A 15634-nucleotide genomic window follows, 5' to 3' on the forward strand; every position below is an offset into this window, starting at 1 on the left:
CTTTAAAAACCGAATTGTGATTGTAACGTAAACGGTTCAATATATAATGGATCATCCGGATTTCGATGATCGTTGTCTTGAACAGATAAACGAATCGAAATGATGCCGCTTTTACATACGTTTTGTTGTTCTCGAATGCACGTATAAGTGAATGTAGATTGTTCAGGAATAATTCGTAAGTTAGGTGTCGTGATTTGTTTGCCGTTCATTTGTAACGTTCCGGTTGACGTGTCGATCATGATTTGTAGCGTCTCATTTCCTTTTTCCTTTTCTTCTACGAGCCCTGTATTTGTATCAATTTCTTTTTTTACTTGATTGACAAATGTAAGTGTGTAGTTATTTGACTCATCTTTTTTTAAACCGTCCGGCGCCAGCGTATAAAGCTCGTTAAAAATTGTAGTCATTAATATGTCCGCTTCGCTTCGTAGTTGATTTTCAATGCCGATGCGTTTATACGCCTTCGTTCCTGCTGTAAATACGCCGTATGCAGAAGCGGCAATGATCGATGTGATCGCTAGCCCAACAAGCAGTTCGATCAGCGTCAATCCTCGTTCATTAGCGAATACGTTCATTGGCGATCACTCCTTTTAATACGACTACTTCGTTGTTTGAACGAACGGTGACATATAAACGAAGTAAATAATTGCTTACGTCTTCAGCCATTTCTTTTTCTTGTTGAATCACTTGTTTTAAAGGGTCAGGAAATTCAGTTGGTGGATTTGTTTTTATTTGCGACCATATCGTTTGATCGTATGGAATGAGCCAAGCTTGTACGTCTTCTTCATCGTATGCGACATTGTTAATCGTCGGTGAAAAAACAGCTTTACATACATTTTCGTTAGGGAATAAAGACGAATTTGAACACGATGAAGCATCAAAACGAACAAAAGGTGTTTGTTGTGTGATATGATCGGTTGTATATTTGGCTATTGTTTGAAAATCAAGCCGTTCCATATAATGAATCACACCGCGTGCGATATTTATAGCAACCGTTTTTGATTGATTATATGTCGTATATGTCATCGCATTTGTAAAAAACATAAACATGCCACTGACAACAAACGACAAAATGACGATCGATAGGAGCACTTCAATTAAAGTAAACCCACGTTCAAAAATATTCATTTTCTTTTGACACATTTTCCTTCTCCTTCTTTTAAAATACATAACTTTATTATACAATATGTTAGAGTTAGGTGTTGTATCATTTTGAATGGGGGGAGCGACTTGGCGTACTTATTTTTTGCGATCTTTTTTCTCATATTAATCCCCATCTATATTCGGTTGCCTTTTGGGTGGACAAAAAAAGGGATTGCTCTTGTATTAACGGTCGCTTGTTTATTAAGCGCTTTTGGCATCATTGCGATCGAACAATTTCCATTATGGCAAGCTACATTGTTTCTTTTTCTTTTAGTGATCGCAAGTACATATTTACTTGAACAAAAGCTCGGTCATTTATTTTATGCACGCATTTATGAGCACGATTTTATTGTCGAAGATGACGGAGAAGATGAGCGAAAGGATGAACAGCCGCTTGTTAGGAAAGAAGCGGTGGAAGAAAATCCGAAAAATGAGTTGCAACAAGTAGATGACACCGATGTCGAATGGAGTGAGGGTGATTGGCAGGAAGTCGAGCAACCCGTTTCGCTCGAGCCGTTAAAAGATGAATATAATGATACGATTGAACCGATCGCGGATATGGACGATGTCATTGAACCGTTACACAACGATGACATAGATGTAGACGAAGCGTTTATCATGCAACAACGGTGGGATGATTTGCTTAGCGAAACAAGTAATGAAACGTCACGCGATGAAGCATTTGAGAGTGAAATAAAAGAAGGGCTTGATATAGAAACGCTCGCTATCGTAGAACAACCGATCGAACAAATGGCTAACGAGCGACATGAAAGCGAAACGACGTTACAAAGTCTTGTCGTACATACAGTGAGCGAGCAAGAAATGGATATCATTCCGAGTATCGATCGTGCTTTACACGAGCAAGACGAAGGGACAAACATTCCGATGATTGAAGAAGCGGTTGTTTATGAAGAACAACCGTTTCAGAGCGCATATGACGAGATGGAAACAACAGCGGGAGAAAACACAAATGAACCTTTACGTATACTTCCAAAACCTTTGCTAAAAAATTTACTTGCTTCTTTATACGCGATGCGTCCAGCGTTGTCGGATGCGGAATATGAACAGCTTATTCATAAACATTTGCACCCTCGCTTACACGAACAAGATTATTATACATTTGCAAATGTATTAATGGAGCATTATGTAGCTTCAAAACAATATGAAAAGCTGCATCTTTTTGCAAAACAATTGTATGCTCAATATGGGTCTTATCCAATGATTCAACAACAATTAACACATATGATACATTACGCTGAACAAAAAATGGGGTGGAAAAAATGAAAAGTAGCACACAAGTTATTGGTCTTCCAGTCATTAGCATTCAAAACGGAGTTCAACTCGGACAAGTGAAGTCACTTGTCTTAAACCCAGAAAAAGGAACAGTCGATTTTTTAATTGTTGATCAAGAAAATTGGGAAATTAGTATGAAAGCGATTCCGTTTCGAAACGTCATCGGAATTGGTGAATTTGCGGTAACGGTTGAAGAAGAACGAGCTGTGCTCGATTTAAACGTCATTCCGATCGCGAATGAGCTCGTCAATAAAAAAATTGCGATTAAACAAGCGAAAGTAATGACAAGAAAAGGACAATTGCTTGGCGAAGCAACGGAGTTTTATATTGACGAAGAAACAGGACAAATTACCGGGATTGAAGTGCAAATTGGAAATGAATCTCGCATCGTTCGTGCTGATCACGTCATTACGTATGGAAAAGAATTATTAATTGTTCATGAAGATGCACAGCAAACAGCTGCTTCGGATGTGAGTGAATTGTTGTCACTAAAAGGGACGCAAGTAGAGCCCCTTATTGAACAAATTGCTCCAAAAACAGTTGAAACTGAACTTGATGAGTTGCGTCGAAAACAAATTGATATGTTAACAGGAAAACGAGTGTTAAAAGATATTGTGGATGCAAACGGTCAAATATTCATCTCGAAAGATACAATTTTAACGAAAGAACATATTATTCGTGCCCAAGAAGAAGGACCAGACGTTGTTATTGAACTGTCGATGAATGTCGAGTAAGGAGGCGTATGCCGTGCGCCAAATCGCTTCGCTTAAGTTGTTTTTTACGTTACTTCTTACCGTTTCATATTTACTTGCAAGTACGAAAGTGGCGACATGGGCGTACGAGTCGTTCGTTAGTGGCGATACATTTGCTGAAGGAACGATGATCGGACCAGTCGATATATCAAATCGTTCATACGAAGAAGCGTATGAACAAATCAATCAAAAAGTAAATGAGTGGAAACAATCAGCGACGATTACGCTCATGCTAGAAGGAAAAGAAGTAACGGTACAAACTAATCATTTTACATTTCATATTGAGGAGAGCATGAAACAAGCGGAGAGCGGAAAAACTACCCCTCTCCTCGTTTCCATTGACGGACAAGCTTTGCAAGATGTGATTTCTTCGCTTGGTGCATTAAGTGATTGGATCGATGTTGAAAAAGTAAGAGCACAAGTAGAACAAGCTGCAGCTTCGCTCACATCTGCCCAACTATCTCTTAGTCAATACGTTCGAGAAGAAATGCAAAAGGAAACGATATTATCGCAAGCAACTATCCCGTTCCATCAAGAACTTCATGCGATAACGCAAACAACCGTTGTCATTGAGCCAAAACAAGTGTTTTCTGTTTTGGACTTTTTCAAAAAGCAAGGAATAAGCTTATCAAAAGAAGCGATGACGTTATTTGCATCTGGATTGTATGAGGCGGTTGTACCGACAAATTTTGAAATTGTTGAACGGCATACGAGCCCTATATTACCAAATGGAATTAAGGCAGGGTTTGAAGCAGCTGTTGAACAAAATAAAAAAGACTTTATGTTTTTTAATCCAAACGATCAGTCGTACACGGTTGAAATGAGAACGGAAGGCAGTCAAATGAAACTTTCTCTTACAGGAATACCGTTTATGTATCAATATGTATTAAAGACGGATCCAATTGAATATTACGATCCAAAAACGATTGTGCAATATAGCGCATTGTTGAAGCCGAACGAAAAGCGGATCAAGGAAGAAGGAAAAAAAGGAATGCTCATTCGCTTGTATAAAGAAGTGTACGATCGAAACCGAACATTAATTGAGACGATACCCGTTTCGGAAGATTTTTATCCACCTGTTCATCGTGTCGAATTGCGTGGGTTGCAATCGGGAGTAAATAACGGAACAAGTGGGACACCAAGTGAGACACCAACTCCAAATGAATCACCTTCAACACAGTTACCACAACAAGATGATATATGGGGAAATGAAAACGAGCAAATAAAAGGAAATGAGGATGAGACCTCATGAAAAAGCATGAGCGAAAACGATTAGGCGATTTGCTTATTGAAGCGGGATTAATTACGAAAGAACAACTCGAAGAAACGTTAAAAGAAAAAGCACCTGGTCAAAAATTAGGGGATGCGTTGTTGCAGCGAGGATACATTACGGAGCAACAGTTAATTGAAGTATTAGAGTTTCAACTTGGCATCCCACACGTCAGCTTATATCGTTATCCAATTGATCCGAAATTAACGAATCTCGTACCGAAAGAATTTGCGAAACGAAACATGCTCATTCCTTTAAAACAAGAAGGGGATCGTCTATTTGTTGCAATGGCAGATCCAATGGACTTTTTTGCGATTGATGATTTGCGTTTATCGACGGGCTTTCATATTGAAGTAGCTATTGCATCAAAAGATGATATTTTACGGGCAATTAATAAATATTACGATATTGATGATTCGGTGGAAGAATTTTTAAACATTGCTCCTGCGCAAGAAGTGCGCGAACAAGAGAAACTTGTTGAAGATGACTCGCCGATTGTTCGACTCGTCAATCAAATTTTACAAATGGCAGTAGAACAGCGGGCGAGCGATATTCATATTGACCCCCAGGAAACAAAGGTCGTCATTCGTTATCGCATCGACGGCATTTTGCGTACAGAACGAGCGTTGCCTAAGCATATGCAAGGAATGTTAACGGCGCGTATTAAAATTTTAGCGAATATGGATATTACAGAACATCGCGTTCCGCAAGATGGACGTATTAAAATGAATATCGATTTTCACCCGGTCGATTTGCGTGTATCGACATTGCCGACGATTTATGGTGAAAAAATCGTTATGCGCGTGCTTGACTTAGGAGCGGCGTTAAACGATTTAAACAAACTTGGATTTAATAAATTGAATTTACAACGGTTTATTCAACTGATCGAACAACCAACGGGCATCGTGTTAATTACGGGGCCGACCGGTTCAGGAAAATCGTCGACACTTTATGCGGCATTAAACCGATTAAATGGGGAACATGTGAACATTATTACAATTGAAGACCCTGTCGAATATCAGCTTGAAGGAGTAAACCAAATTCAAGTAAATCCAAATGTCGGGATGACATTTGCCGAAGGATTGCGCTCGATTTTGCGTCAAGACCCGAACATTATTATGGTTGGAGAAATTCGTGATCGCGAAACAGCGGAAGTGGCGATTCGTGCTTCTTTAACAGGACATCTCGTGTTAAGTACGTTGCATACGAACGATGCATTAAGCACTGTTGCTCGTTTAATTGATATGGGAGTCGAGCCGTTTTTAGTTGCCACATCACTTTCAGGGGTTGTTTCTCAACGTCTCGTGCGTCGCGTTTGTCGCGATTGTCAAGAAGAGCACGAACCGACGAAGCGAGAAATCGACATTTTTGCGCGTCGTGGTTTAAAAATTGAAAAAGTGATGCGGGGGCGGGGCTGTCCGACGTGCAATATGACAGGATATAAAGGACGTATTGCGCTACATGAATTAATGGTCATGTCTGATGAAATGAGAAAAGTCATTTTAAATGGCGAATCGCTTTCAAAGCTGCGTGAAATCGCAATAAAAAATAAAATGATTTTTTTAATTGATGACGGACTATTAAAAGTGAAACAAGGGCTTACGACAACAGAAGAAGTGTTGCGTGTAAGCATTGGATAAGGTGATGAAGATGAAACAAAAAGTAGATGCGATGTTACGTGCCGCATTTGAGCTTAAAGCATCAGATATTCATTTGACGGTCGGCGTTCCTCCGATTTTTCGCGTGAACGGAGATTTAAAACGATACGGTCAAGAGGTGTTATCGCCAATCGATACGGAACAAATGGCAAAAGCGATTGTTCCGGAGCATATGTGGCCGCGTTTTGAAAAAGACGGCGAGTTAGATTTGTCATATAGCCTATCAGGTGTTTCTCGTTTTCGTGTAAATGTGTTTAAACAGCGTGGATGCATATCGCTCGCCATTCGTACCATACCGACAAAAATTCCGACGCTCGAAGAATTGCAATTGCCAGATGTATTGAAAAAGTTAGTGACAAAACCACAAGGTCTTATTCTCGTTACCGGACCGACAGGAAGCGGAAAATCGACGACGTTAGCCGCAATGATCGATTATATGAATAAAACGATGCGCAAACATATTATTACGCTTGAAGATCCGATTGAATACGTGCATAAGCATGGAGGATGCATTATTGACCAGCGTGAAGTCGGGACGGATACAAACAACTTCGCAAACGGACTTCGGGCAGCGCTGCGTCAAGACCCGGATGTCATTTTAGTTGGAGAGATGCGCGATTTAGAAACGATTCAAACAGCTATTACCGCCGCAGAAACAGGGCATCTCGTATTCGGGACGCTGCATACGTCCAGCGCACCGGCGACAATTGATCGCATCATTGATGTGTTTCAACCTGAACAACAAACACAAATTCGCATTCAATTGGCAACCGTTTTAGTTGCAATTATTTCGCAACGATTATTTCCACGCGCTCAACAAAACGGGCGCATCGCAGCGACAGAAATATTAATTAACAATGCAGCGATTGCGAATTTAATTCGTAACGGAAAAATTCATCAAATTCCGAGCATTATGCAAACGAGCCGCGCGCTCGGCATGCATACGCTTGAAGCGAACATTAAAGAGCTTGTGCAGCAAGGGTTCATTGCAAAAGAATCGGTGGAGCCGTATTTGCAGGAAGGATGAGATAGATGGCGCAATTTCGCTATGAAGCACGCGATGTGCATGGGCGAGTGAAAAAAGGTACGATCGTTGCTTCTTCGCGTCGAGATGTCATGATGAAATTGCGGGAGCAACGATTAAAAGTCATTGACGTACGCGAAGTACCGCAGACGTTATTAACAAAAGAAATTACGTTTGGAAATCCTGTGAAGCTGCAGCATTTCGTCATTTATTTACGCCAATTTGCCACGTTGTTAAAAGCGGGGGTGACGATCGTTGACGCCACTCGCATTTTAGCGGAACAAACAGAAAGTAAAGCGTTAAAAAAAGCGCTCGTGCGCATTGAAGAGCAATTAAGAAGCGGTCAACCGTTATCTGTCGTGATGACCGATCATCCGAACATTTTTCCTTCGCTCGTCGTCAATATGATTCGTGCGGGAGAAGCGAGCGGAAGTATCGATGAAACGCTCGAAAGGCTTGCCGATCATTTTGAAAAAGTGCATCGCACAAGACAAAAAATTGTTTCTGCTTTAGCATATCCGATCGTTGTTGGAATTATTGCTGTCATCGTTGTCATCTTTTTGCTCGTGAGCGTCGTTCCGACATTCGTTTCGATGTTTGCTGATTTTGGTGCAGAGTTGCCGACCATTACGAAGTTTGTTTTACGTGCAAGCGAAGTGATGCAAACGTATTGGTGGGGCGTTATTTTGCTGTTTATCGCTTTATATATTTTATTGATCGTGTTAAGAAGACAAAAAGCAACAAAATATTACTTAGATGTTCTCATGCTTCGCATGCCAATTTTCGGTGGAATGATGCAAAAAGCGGTGCTTGCGCGCATGACGCGCACATTAAGTTCCCTTTTTTCAAGCGCTGTTCCGATTTTACAAGCGCTCGCGATCGTTGAAACGGTTGTTGAAAACGAAGTCGTCGCCCGCGTCATTCGTACATCGCGTGATGCGCTTGAACGCGGGGAATCGTTAACAGAGCCAATGAAGCGACATTGGGCATTTCCGCCACTTGTTACACAAATGATTGCGATCGGAGAGCAAACCGGTTCACTTGATGCGATGCTTGCCAAAGTCGCTGACTTTTACGAAGCGGAAGTCGAAGCAGCGACCGATCGTTTAAAATCGTTAATTGAGCCGCTTATGATCGTATTGCTTGCAAGCGTTGTTGGGACGATCGTCACATCCATTTTAGTGCCGATGTTTGATATATTTAATCATATTCAACAATAAAACTAGTACTTTTCAACTAGACTGTTATCGTGTAAAATGATGAGAGAAAACAGAAAATTGCAAAGGAGAGGAATTATGTTAAAACGATTCATTCGTAACGAAAAAGGTTTAACGTTAATTGAGTTGTTAGCAGTCATCGTTATTTTAGGGATTATTGCTGCGATCGCGATTCCGAGTATTGGAGCAATCATTGACAATTCTAAAAAAGATGCTCATATTGCCAATGCTAAACAGCTTGTTAACGCAGCAAGAATAGCTGTTACGGCTGATGCTGCAAATGCAGCTAAAACATCATTCACGATGAAAGAGTTGGTTGATGGTGGGTATTTAGAAAAGACACCGAAGTCACCTGGAGACAAATTAGATTACGATCCAGAGAAATGCCAAGTTTTTGTTACGAAAAGTCAAACAACAGGGAATTTCAGCTATGAAGTTGAATTAGTTGATAAAGGAAATCCTGAGCATAAGTATATTGCAAAGAAAAATGTAGATGAATTAAAGAGAAGTGACGTTAAACTTGAATAGTATATTATCTATTTCTTTCCTCCTCGGTCTTCTTCTCGGCTCATTTTATAATGTTGTTGGGTTAAGGGTGCCGAAGGGGGAGTCGATTGTTGCGCCGCGTTCGCATTGTCCACATTGTAAGCGAACGTTGACGGCGTTAGAGTTAATTCCAGTTGTTTCGTATTTGTTGCAAAAAGGGAAATGTCGCGCGTGTTCGGCGCGCATTTCCTTTGTTTATCCGTTAATTGAGCTGTCCACGGCTATATTGTTTACGCTTGCCCCGCTTTTTGTCGGTTGGTCAGCGGAAGTAGCCGTTAGTTGGACGCTCATTTCTTTATTCGTTATTATTTTTGTTTCTGATGTGCATTATATGGTTATCCCAAACCGTGTTTTATTATTTTTCACTCCACTCCTTCTTGTTGAACGTTTATGGATTGCCCCGCTTACTCCTTGGTGGGATAGTTTGCTCGGTAGTGTTGTTGGGTTTATGATATTGTTTGTCATAGCGGTTGTGAGTAAAGGTGGCATGGGCGGTGGAGATATTAAGTTATTTGCGTTAATTGGTTTGGCGCTTGGCGCAAAGCTTACCGTTTTAGCGTTCTTTTTATCGACGCTCGTCGGGACGATATTCGGACTGATTGGCATGGCGCTCGGGCGTGTGAAACGAGGCGAACCGATGCCGTTTGGACCAGCGATCGTCGTTGGGACGTTAATCGCTTATTTTTTCGGGGAAACGATCATCCACGTGTACGTAAAGGTTATGATGTAAGGAGAACGAACTATGCGGCTTTTTTCGATGAAACATAAAGTGGGCAACATTGTTATAAAAGATCACGTCATTCGCTATGTAGAGTTAAAACAACAGCAACCGCTCGTTTTGCATACATGCGAGGAATGGCCGCTTCCAGAAGGAATTGTGCGGGACGGGAAAATTGTCGATGAAGAACAGCTCGCTCATATTATGGAGCAATGTGTCGACATGTGGAAAATGAAACGTCGCCGCGTACGATTTCTTGTTCCTGATCCACTCATCGTTATTCGGAAAGTTGCGTTACCGAAAGAAATCGATGTAGAAGATATACGTAGTTATTTATTTATGGAAATTGGTTCAACGATCCCGCTTCCGTTTGAAGATGCCGTATTTGACTACGCCATGCTTGAAAAAACGAAAGAAGCGCTTCATGTTTTATTGTTTGCCGCACCGGAAGCGAACGTAATGCAATATGCACAGCTATTTGAAGCAGTCAAATTAAAACCGATTGTGGCAGATATTTCTCCGCTTAGCTTATATCGCTTATTTTACACATTTGATTTAGCGAACGATGTCGATCACTTTTTATTCGTTCAATTTGATTTATCGTCGTTAAACGTCAGCGTATTTTATCAACATCGTCCAATATTCACGCGTCAGTTAGCGTTTGATGCCCAATGGACGTTTTGGGAAAAGACGAATGAAGGATGGATGTGGTTAAAAGAAGGTCAACCTGAACGTCAGCTAGAGGACGTATATAAAGAACTCGAGCGCGTCATGAACTTTTACCGTTTTTCATTACAACAAGGCAAGGCGCAAATTACCCGCATCGTCATTACTGGGGACCATCCGCTCGTTCATACATTTTCCCTTTTGTTACAAGAGCGTCTTGATGTCGCGGTTGAAACGTTGACGCTGCCGCTTTCGGTCGACCCTGCTTATTATTTACCAATTGGACTCGGACTAAAAGAGGGTAATGCATATGCTCGTAGAAATTAACTTACTGCCAAAACGTGAACAAAAATCCCGACTTATTCCACTTTTATCCATTGTGTTTGCTGTTTTATTGATCGTTGGCGCGGCAACGTTTTATGTCATTGTACAGCGCATGGAACAACAAATCGCGCAATTAAAAACGGAGCTCGATCAAACGAAAGCGTTACGAATCGCAGAAGAAGAAAAACAAAAAACAGCTGCGAACACATCTGTCGGAGTCCAGTTGCAAGAAGCGATTCAATGGGCGGAGCAATATCCGATTCATACGGTCGCGCTTTTACATGAATTGATTGAACGTTTGCCAGAGCGCGGGTTTTTAATGAACGTTTCTTATGCGCGAGATGGTGCCATTCAATTGACTGCTCAATTTGATACAACGCGTGAAAGTGCTGCATATTTACAAGCGTTAAAAGATGCCTCGTTTATCGCTGACGTAAAACTGACGAGTTTAACTGCATCAGAAGGAAAGGCGGAAGAAGAAGGAGCAATGCCGCGGTATATCGGACAGTTTACTGTTCAACTGAATATGGAGGAATGGAAAAAACAGCAACAAGGAGGGGAAAAATGAGAAAAGGACTTATCGTGACGGTCTCTCTCTTGTTGCTTACGCTACTATCATTTGCGCTATATATATATGTGTACAAACCGCTCGATGACCGAAAAGAACAACTGGAAACAGAATTGCAGACGGAAAAAAAGTTGCTGCAAACGTTGCAAAGCAAACAACCGTCGGACGATTTGCGTGTTAGTCTTGTCGAGTTACAAAAACGCGTTCCTGTTCAACCGTTTGTCGAGCAATTTTTATTAGATATTGAAAAAGCGGAAGTTTTATCCAATAGTATGGTATTGTCGCTTACATTTCAAGAAGGGGAAAACGTCGAAGGACCTCCCACTCCGATTCAAAAATTAACGGTCAATATATCTGTTCGTTCTCCTTCTTATTTTGCGCTCGAACAATTTATTGATGTGTTGGAGCGATCGAAGCGCATCGTTTCAGTCGATTCGCTATCGTTTACAGGATATGAAGAATGGACGACGGTGATGGATGAAGTACCGGAGCTGTCTTATTCTCTTACTGTTTCAACGTTTTATGCACCAGAGTTACGCCAATGGATTGAGCAACTGCCACCGCTTGATTTACCGCAACCGAGCGAAAAGCGCAATCCGTTTCCTTCATTAACGGAGCAATAAAGGAGTCGGTCGGATGCAAAATGAGCGCGGAATGACGTTAATTGAACTGTTAGCCGTCATTGTTATTTTAAGTATTTTAGTCATGATTGCGACTATTTCTGTTGTTGAAGTCATTAAAAAGTCACGTGATCGAGCGTTTGTCGCGACAGCGTATTCGCTATACGAGGCGGCAAGGCTTCACGTTGGTGCGCAGAAAGTAGAGTTTTTAACACCAAATGAAAGTGAAATATTAACGTACAAACAGTTAGTTGACGATGGCGTTCTTGAGGGAATCATGGATCCGTACACATCAAAACGGTTGCCGCCAAATGATGACTCATATGTTATTGTGACGAAACAACATGACGGCACGATTGCATATGCGGTTTGTTTAAAAGGAGAAACGAAGCAAATTTGTAAAGAAAATGGTGTACCTGTCGATCAGTTGTCGATAAATGACATTCAAGATCGATAGTGCGAAATTTGACGAAAACCTTCCGCGACGAGACGACAAATGTCTCGTTTTTTTTTTCTTTTTTTATGTTACGATGACCGAAGAATGACAGCGGGAGGGAGAAAAGTTGGACAAGCCAGCGAAAAAAGCAATTGTGATTAAAGTGAATGGGAAAGAACAACCGTATACGACGGCGACGAACGTATTACCGCAATGGTCAAATGGAGAGAGCAATGAACAAAATGAGAAAAAAGACGATTTGGTAGCATTCGACACAACAAGTCAACGATATAAAAAACGATCACCTTGGCGTTCGTTTTTGCTAGCGATCGCTTTAGCTGTCGTTCTTGGGACAAGCTTCGGTTTATTTGTATTAACGATCATTCCGACAACTGACACTTCTTCGACCGCCACATTGCAGCAAGAACAAAAGGAAGAAGAGCCAGTTGCGCAACGGACAGAAACCGTTTTTGTCGTTCAAGGTGGGGTGTTTCAAGATGCGGAAGCGGCGAAAGCGTACGCGCAAAAAATAAAAGGGCAACATCGTCCGAGCGTCATGGTAGGAAAACAACCGATTTACGTCTTTTTAGGCATGGCATTAACGAAAGAGGAGGCAAAGAAAATCGCGGGCTTATACGAATCGCTCGGAATTGACACATACGTAAAAGCATGGAACGTATCGGTGGACGAAAAAGAAAATGAGCCGTTTATGACGATCGTTTCCGCGATTAGTTTATTGTTGGATGGGCAACAACTTTCCAATGAACAATGGAATGAGTTACAGTCGTATTCGTTTCATGATGAACAGATGAAAAAAGCGTATGAAGCGCTTTTCGCTTTCCGGCAAACAAACGATCAAGCACAATTATGGGCCGCACAACAACATATATTAAATGTTTTACAATAAGAAGCGCACAGCTTCTTTTTTTCTTTGTCGAACCATTGTATATTGTGTATAAATTTGGTACGATACAAGTGTATCTTCCTTGAAACAAACGCTCATGACAGAAAGGTGATGACGATGCAACTTGTGTTAGCTTCTAGTTCTCCTCGTCGAAAACAACTTCTTCGTATGCTTGGACTTCCGTTTGACATCCTCGTCAGCGATGTCGATGAATTATTCGATGCCGAGTTATCCCCAAGTGAAATTGTACAGCAGCTCGCACATAAAAAAGCAAATGCGGTATGGCAACAAAAAAAAGACGCGTGCGTCATCGGGGCTGATACGATCGTTGTGTGTGAAGGAGAGGTGCTTGGGAAGCCGACGAGCGAACAAGACGCCTTTCGTATGTTAAAACGTTTATCCGGAACGACACATGAAGTATGGACAGGTGTCGCCATTTGTACAGAAAAAGAGTGCGTCACTTTTGCAGAAAAAACGGACGTTACGTTTTGGCCGCTTACAGATGAAGACATTTGGGCGTATATTGCGACAAAAGAACCGCTCGATAAAGCGGGCGCGTACGGCATTCAAGAACGGGGAGCGCTTTTTGTAAAAAAGATTGACGGCGACTATTTTTCCGTTGTTGGTTTGCCGATTGCAAGGCTTGCTCGCGAATTAAAAAAATTCGGATTTTATCCATTTCGTTAAAAAAAGGTTAAAATAGAGGGGGGAACGTATGCTTATTCGTCATGTTCCACCCGATGAACGCCCGCGTGAACGCTTGCTTTCTGAAGGACCGCAAAGTTTATCCAATCAAGAATTGTTAGCCATTTTGCTTCGCACGGGGACGAAACAATATTCCGTTCTTACGCTTGCGCAACATTTACTTACCCATTTTGAAGGACTTCGTCAGTTAAAAGATGCAACGATTGAAGAAATGACAAGCATTAAAGGGATCGGAAAAACAAAAGCGATCCAAATTATTGCAGCGCTTGAGCTTGGCCGACGCGTGCATCAAATTCAATACGATGATCGTTACGTCATTCGTTCTCCGGAAGATGGTGCACGTTACGTCATGGAAGATATGCGTTTTTTAAGCCAAGAACATTTCGTTGTGTTATATTTAAATACGAAAAATCAAGTGATGCATAAAAAGACAGTATTTATCGGCAGTCTAAATGCATCGATCGTCCATCCGCGCGAAGTGTATAAAGAAGCGATTAAACGTTCTGCTGCTTCCATCATTTGTATTCACAATCATCCGTCAGGAGATCCGACGCCGAGCCGCGAAGATATTGAAGTGACGCGCAGGCTCGTAGAATGCGGCCGCCTCGTTGGCATTGAGCTGCTTGACCATTTAATTATTGGTGATAAAACATATGTGAGTTTAAAAGAAAAAGGATATGTGTAAATCGTTCTCTTTTCATTGTAATTGCGTTATAATAAATGTCATGAGTTTTTGAAAGCATTTTGTTTCAGAAAGGAAGATACGAACATGTTTGGAATTGGATCAAGAGATCTCGGAATAGATTTAGGCACTGCCAATACGCTTGTATATGTCAAAGGAAAAGGAATCGTTTTGCGCGAGCCTTCTGTCGTTGCGCTACAAAAAGATACGAAACAAATTGTTGCGGTTGGGAATGAAGCGAAACAAATGATCGGACGTACGCCAGGAAACGTTGTGGCACTTCGCCCGATGAAAGATGGAGTGATCGCTGATTACGAAACGACAGCCATTATGATGAAGTACTACATTAAGCAAGCGACGAAAAATAGCGGACTGTTTGCTGGAAAGCCATACGTGATGGTGTGCGTGCCGTCAGGGATTACGGCGGTCGAGGAGCGTGCCGTCATTGACGCAACGAGACAAGCAGGGGCTCGCGACGCTTATACGATCGAAGAGCCGTTTGCGGCAGCGATCGGTGCGAATTTGCCTGTATGGGAACCGACAGGAAGCATGGTCGTCGACATCGGGGGTGGCACAACGGAAGTCGCTGTCATTTCTTTAGGTGGTATCGTTACGAGCCAGTCAATTCGTGTTGCTGGTGATGAAATGGATGAGGCAATTATCCAATATATTCGCAAAACGTACAATTTAATGATTGGGGAGCGCACAGCGGAAGCGATTAAAGTCGAAATTGGTTCGGCAGGCAATCCGGAAGGGATCGGAAGCATGGAAATTCGCGGTCGCGACTTATTAACAGGCTTGCCAAAAACGATTGAAATTCATGCGGAAGAAATCGCTGAAGCGTTGCGCGATACGGTATATGCCATTGTTGATTCCGTAAAAAATACGCTTGAAAAAACGCCGCCAGAACTTGCTGCAGATATTATGGATCGTGGAATTGTGTTAACGGGTGGAGGAGCGTTGTTGCGCAATTTAGATAAAGTCATTAGCCAAGAGACGAATATGCCAGTCATTATTGCTGAAAATCCGCTCGATTGCGTCGCGATTGGTACAGGAAAAGCGCTCGACCATATTCATTTATTTAAAAATAAAGCGCGAGACCATCGCTAAT

Annotated in this window: 18 protein-coding genes; 16 read left to right on the forward strand and 2 right to left on the reverse strand. The window is 41.7% G+C overall.

Annotated features, from left to right (window positions below; all coding sequences use genetic code 11):
• Positions 1-2: 2 nt before the first annotated feature.
• Together ES017_RS04625 and ES017_RS04630 are read right to left on the reverse strand one after the other, a co-directional pair.
• Positions 3-572: a PulJ/GspJ family protein gene (locus ES017_RS04625; RefSeq protein ID WP_075038997.1), complete on the reverse strand. Its 570-nt coding sequence runs from the start codon at positions 570-572 to the stop codon at positions 3-5.
• The gene (locus tag ES017_RS04630; protein ID WP_042534125.1) at positions 556-1140 is read right to left on the reverse strand and encodes a type IV pilus modification PilV family protein; all 585 of its coding nucleotides are present in this window, start codon (positions 1138-1140) and stop codon (positions 556-558) included. Before ES017_RS04630 ends, ES017_RS04625 begins: the two co-directional genes overlap by 17 nt.
• A gap of 87 nt (positions 1141-1227) precedes the next feature.
• On the opposite strand from ES017_RS04630, the gene ES017_RS04635 reads away from it, so the two are divergent.
• From ES017_RS04635 to ES017_RS04710, 16 genes are all read left to right on the forward strand, one after another.
• Positions 1228-2424, forward strand: a complete 1197-nt coding sequence (locus ES017_RS04635; protein ID WP_075038996.1) for a hypothetical protein — start codon at positions 1228-1230, stop codon at positions 2422-2424.
• Entirely contained in the window at positions 2421-3167 is a 747-nt protein-coding gene (locus ES017_RS04640; protein ID WP_075038995.1) for a PRC-barrel domain-containing protein, read from the forward strand. Before ES017_RS04635 ends, ES017_RS04640 begins: the two co-directional genes overlap by 4 nt.
• A 13-nt stretch (positions 3168-3180) precedes the next feature.
• A complete protein-coding gene (locus ES017_RS04645) occupies positions 3181-4437 on the forward strand; it encodes a VanW family protein (RefSeq protein ID WP_042534129.1) in 1257 nt (418 codons plus the stop codon).
• Positions 4434-6095: a GspE/PulE family protein gene (locus ES017_RS04650; RefSeq protein WP_021093867.1), complete on the forward strand. Its 1662-nt coding sequence runs from the start codon at positions 4434-4436 to the stop codon at positions 6093-6095. Before ES017_RS04645 ends, ES017_RS04650 begins: the two co-directional genes overlap by 4 nt.
• A gap of 10 nt (positions 6096-6105) precedes the next feature.
• Positions 6106-7140, forward strand: a complete 1035-nt coding sequence (locus tag ES017_RS04655; protein ID WP_042894650.1) for a type IV pilus twitching motility protein PilT — start codon at positions 6106-6108, stop codon at positions 7138-7140.
• 5 nt (positions 7141-7145) lie between these two features.
• A complete protein-coding gene (locus ES017_RS04660) occupies positions 7146-8357 on the forward strand; it encodes a type II secretion system F family protein (RefSeq protein ID WP_171334823.1) in 1212 nt (403 codons plus the stop codon).
• A gap of 75 nt (positions 8358-8432) precedes the next feature.
• A complete protein-coding gene (locus ES017_RS04665) occupies positions 8433-8882 on the forward strand; it encodes a prepilin-type N-terminal cleavage/methylation domain-containing protein (RefSeq protein ID WP_042894646.1) in 450 nt (149 codons plus the stop codon).
• 1 nt (position 8883) lies between these two features.
• A complete protein-coding gene (locus ES017_RS04670; RefSeq protein ID WP_171334844.1) occupies positions 8884-9630 on the forward strand; it encodes a prepilin peptidase in 747 nt (248 codons plus the stop codon).
• Positions 9631-9642: 12 nt separating this feature from the next.
• Complete coding sequence (pilM, locus tag ES017_RS04675) at positions 9643-10611, forward strand: type IV pilus biogenesis protein PilM (RefSeq protein WP_042534143.1); 969 nt, start codon at positions 9643-9645, stop codon at positions 10609-10611.
• Complete coding sequence (locus ES017_RS04680; protein ID WP_042534145.1) at positions 10595-11176, forward strand: PilN domain-containing protein; 582 nt, start codon at positions 10595-10597, stop codon at positions 11174-11176. Before pilM ends, ES017_RS04680 begins: the two co-directional genes overlap by 17 nt.
• Positions 11173-11799 (forward strand): type 4a pilus biogenesis protein PilO, encoded by a 627-nt coding sequence (pilO, locus tag ES017_RS04685; RefSeq protein WP_042534147.1) that lies wholly within the window; start codon positions 11173-11175, stop codon positions 11797-11799. The genes ES017_RS04680 and pilO overlap by 4 nt, the downstream gene beginning before the upstream one ends.
• Positions 11800-11812: 13 nt before the next feature.
• Positions 11813-12253 carry a type II secretion system protein gene (locus ES017_RS04690; RefSeq protein ID WP_042534149.1) on the forward strand — a complete coding sequence of 147 codons (441 nt, stop codon included), beginning with the start codon at positions 11813-11815 and terminating at the stop codon, positions 12251-12253.
• A 106-nt stretch (positions 12254-12359) separates the two neighbouring features.
• Positions 12360-13139, forward strand: a complete 780-nt coding sequence (locus tag ES017_RS04695; protein ID WP_042534151.1) for an SPOR domain-containing protein — start codon at positions 12360-12362, stop codon at positions 13137-13139.
• A 114-nt stretch (positions 13140-13253) separates the two neighbouring features.
• Positions 13254-13823: a Maf family protein gene (locus ES017_RS04700; protein WP_042534153.1), complete on the forward strand. Its 570-nt coding sequence runs from the start codon at positions 13254-13256 to the stop codon at positions 13821-13823.
• Positions 13824-13851: 28 nt separating this feature from the next.
• The gene (radC, locus tag ES017_RS04705) at positions 13852-14526 is read left to right on the forward strand and encodes a RadC family protein (protein WP_021093878.1); all 675 of its coding nucleotides are present in this window, start codon (positions 13852-13854) and stop codon (positions 14524-14526) included.
• Between the two features lie 84 nt (positions 14527-14610).
• The gene (locus ES017_RS04710) at positions 14611-15633 is read left to right on the forward strand and encodes a rod shape-determining protein (protein ID WP_006320433.1); all 1023 of its coding nucleotides are present in this window, start codon (positions 14611-14613) and stop codon (positions 15631-15633) included.
• The last annotated feature ends 1 nt before the right edge of the window (position 15634 follow it).

It is taken from the genome of Anoxybacillus sp. EFIL (assembly GCF_013096955.1).
Taxonomy (GTDB): Bacteria; Bacillota; Bacilli; order Bacillales; family Anoxybacillaceae; genus Anoxybacillus; species Anoxybacillus ayderensis.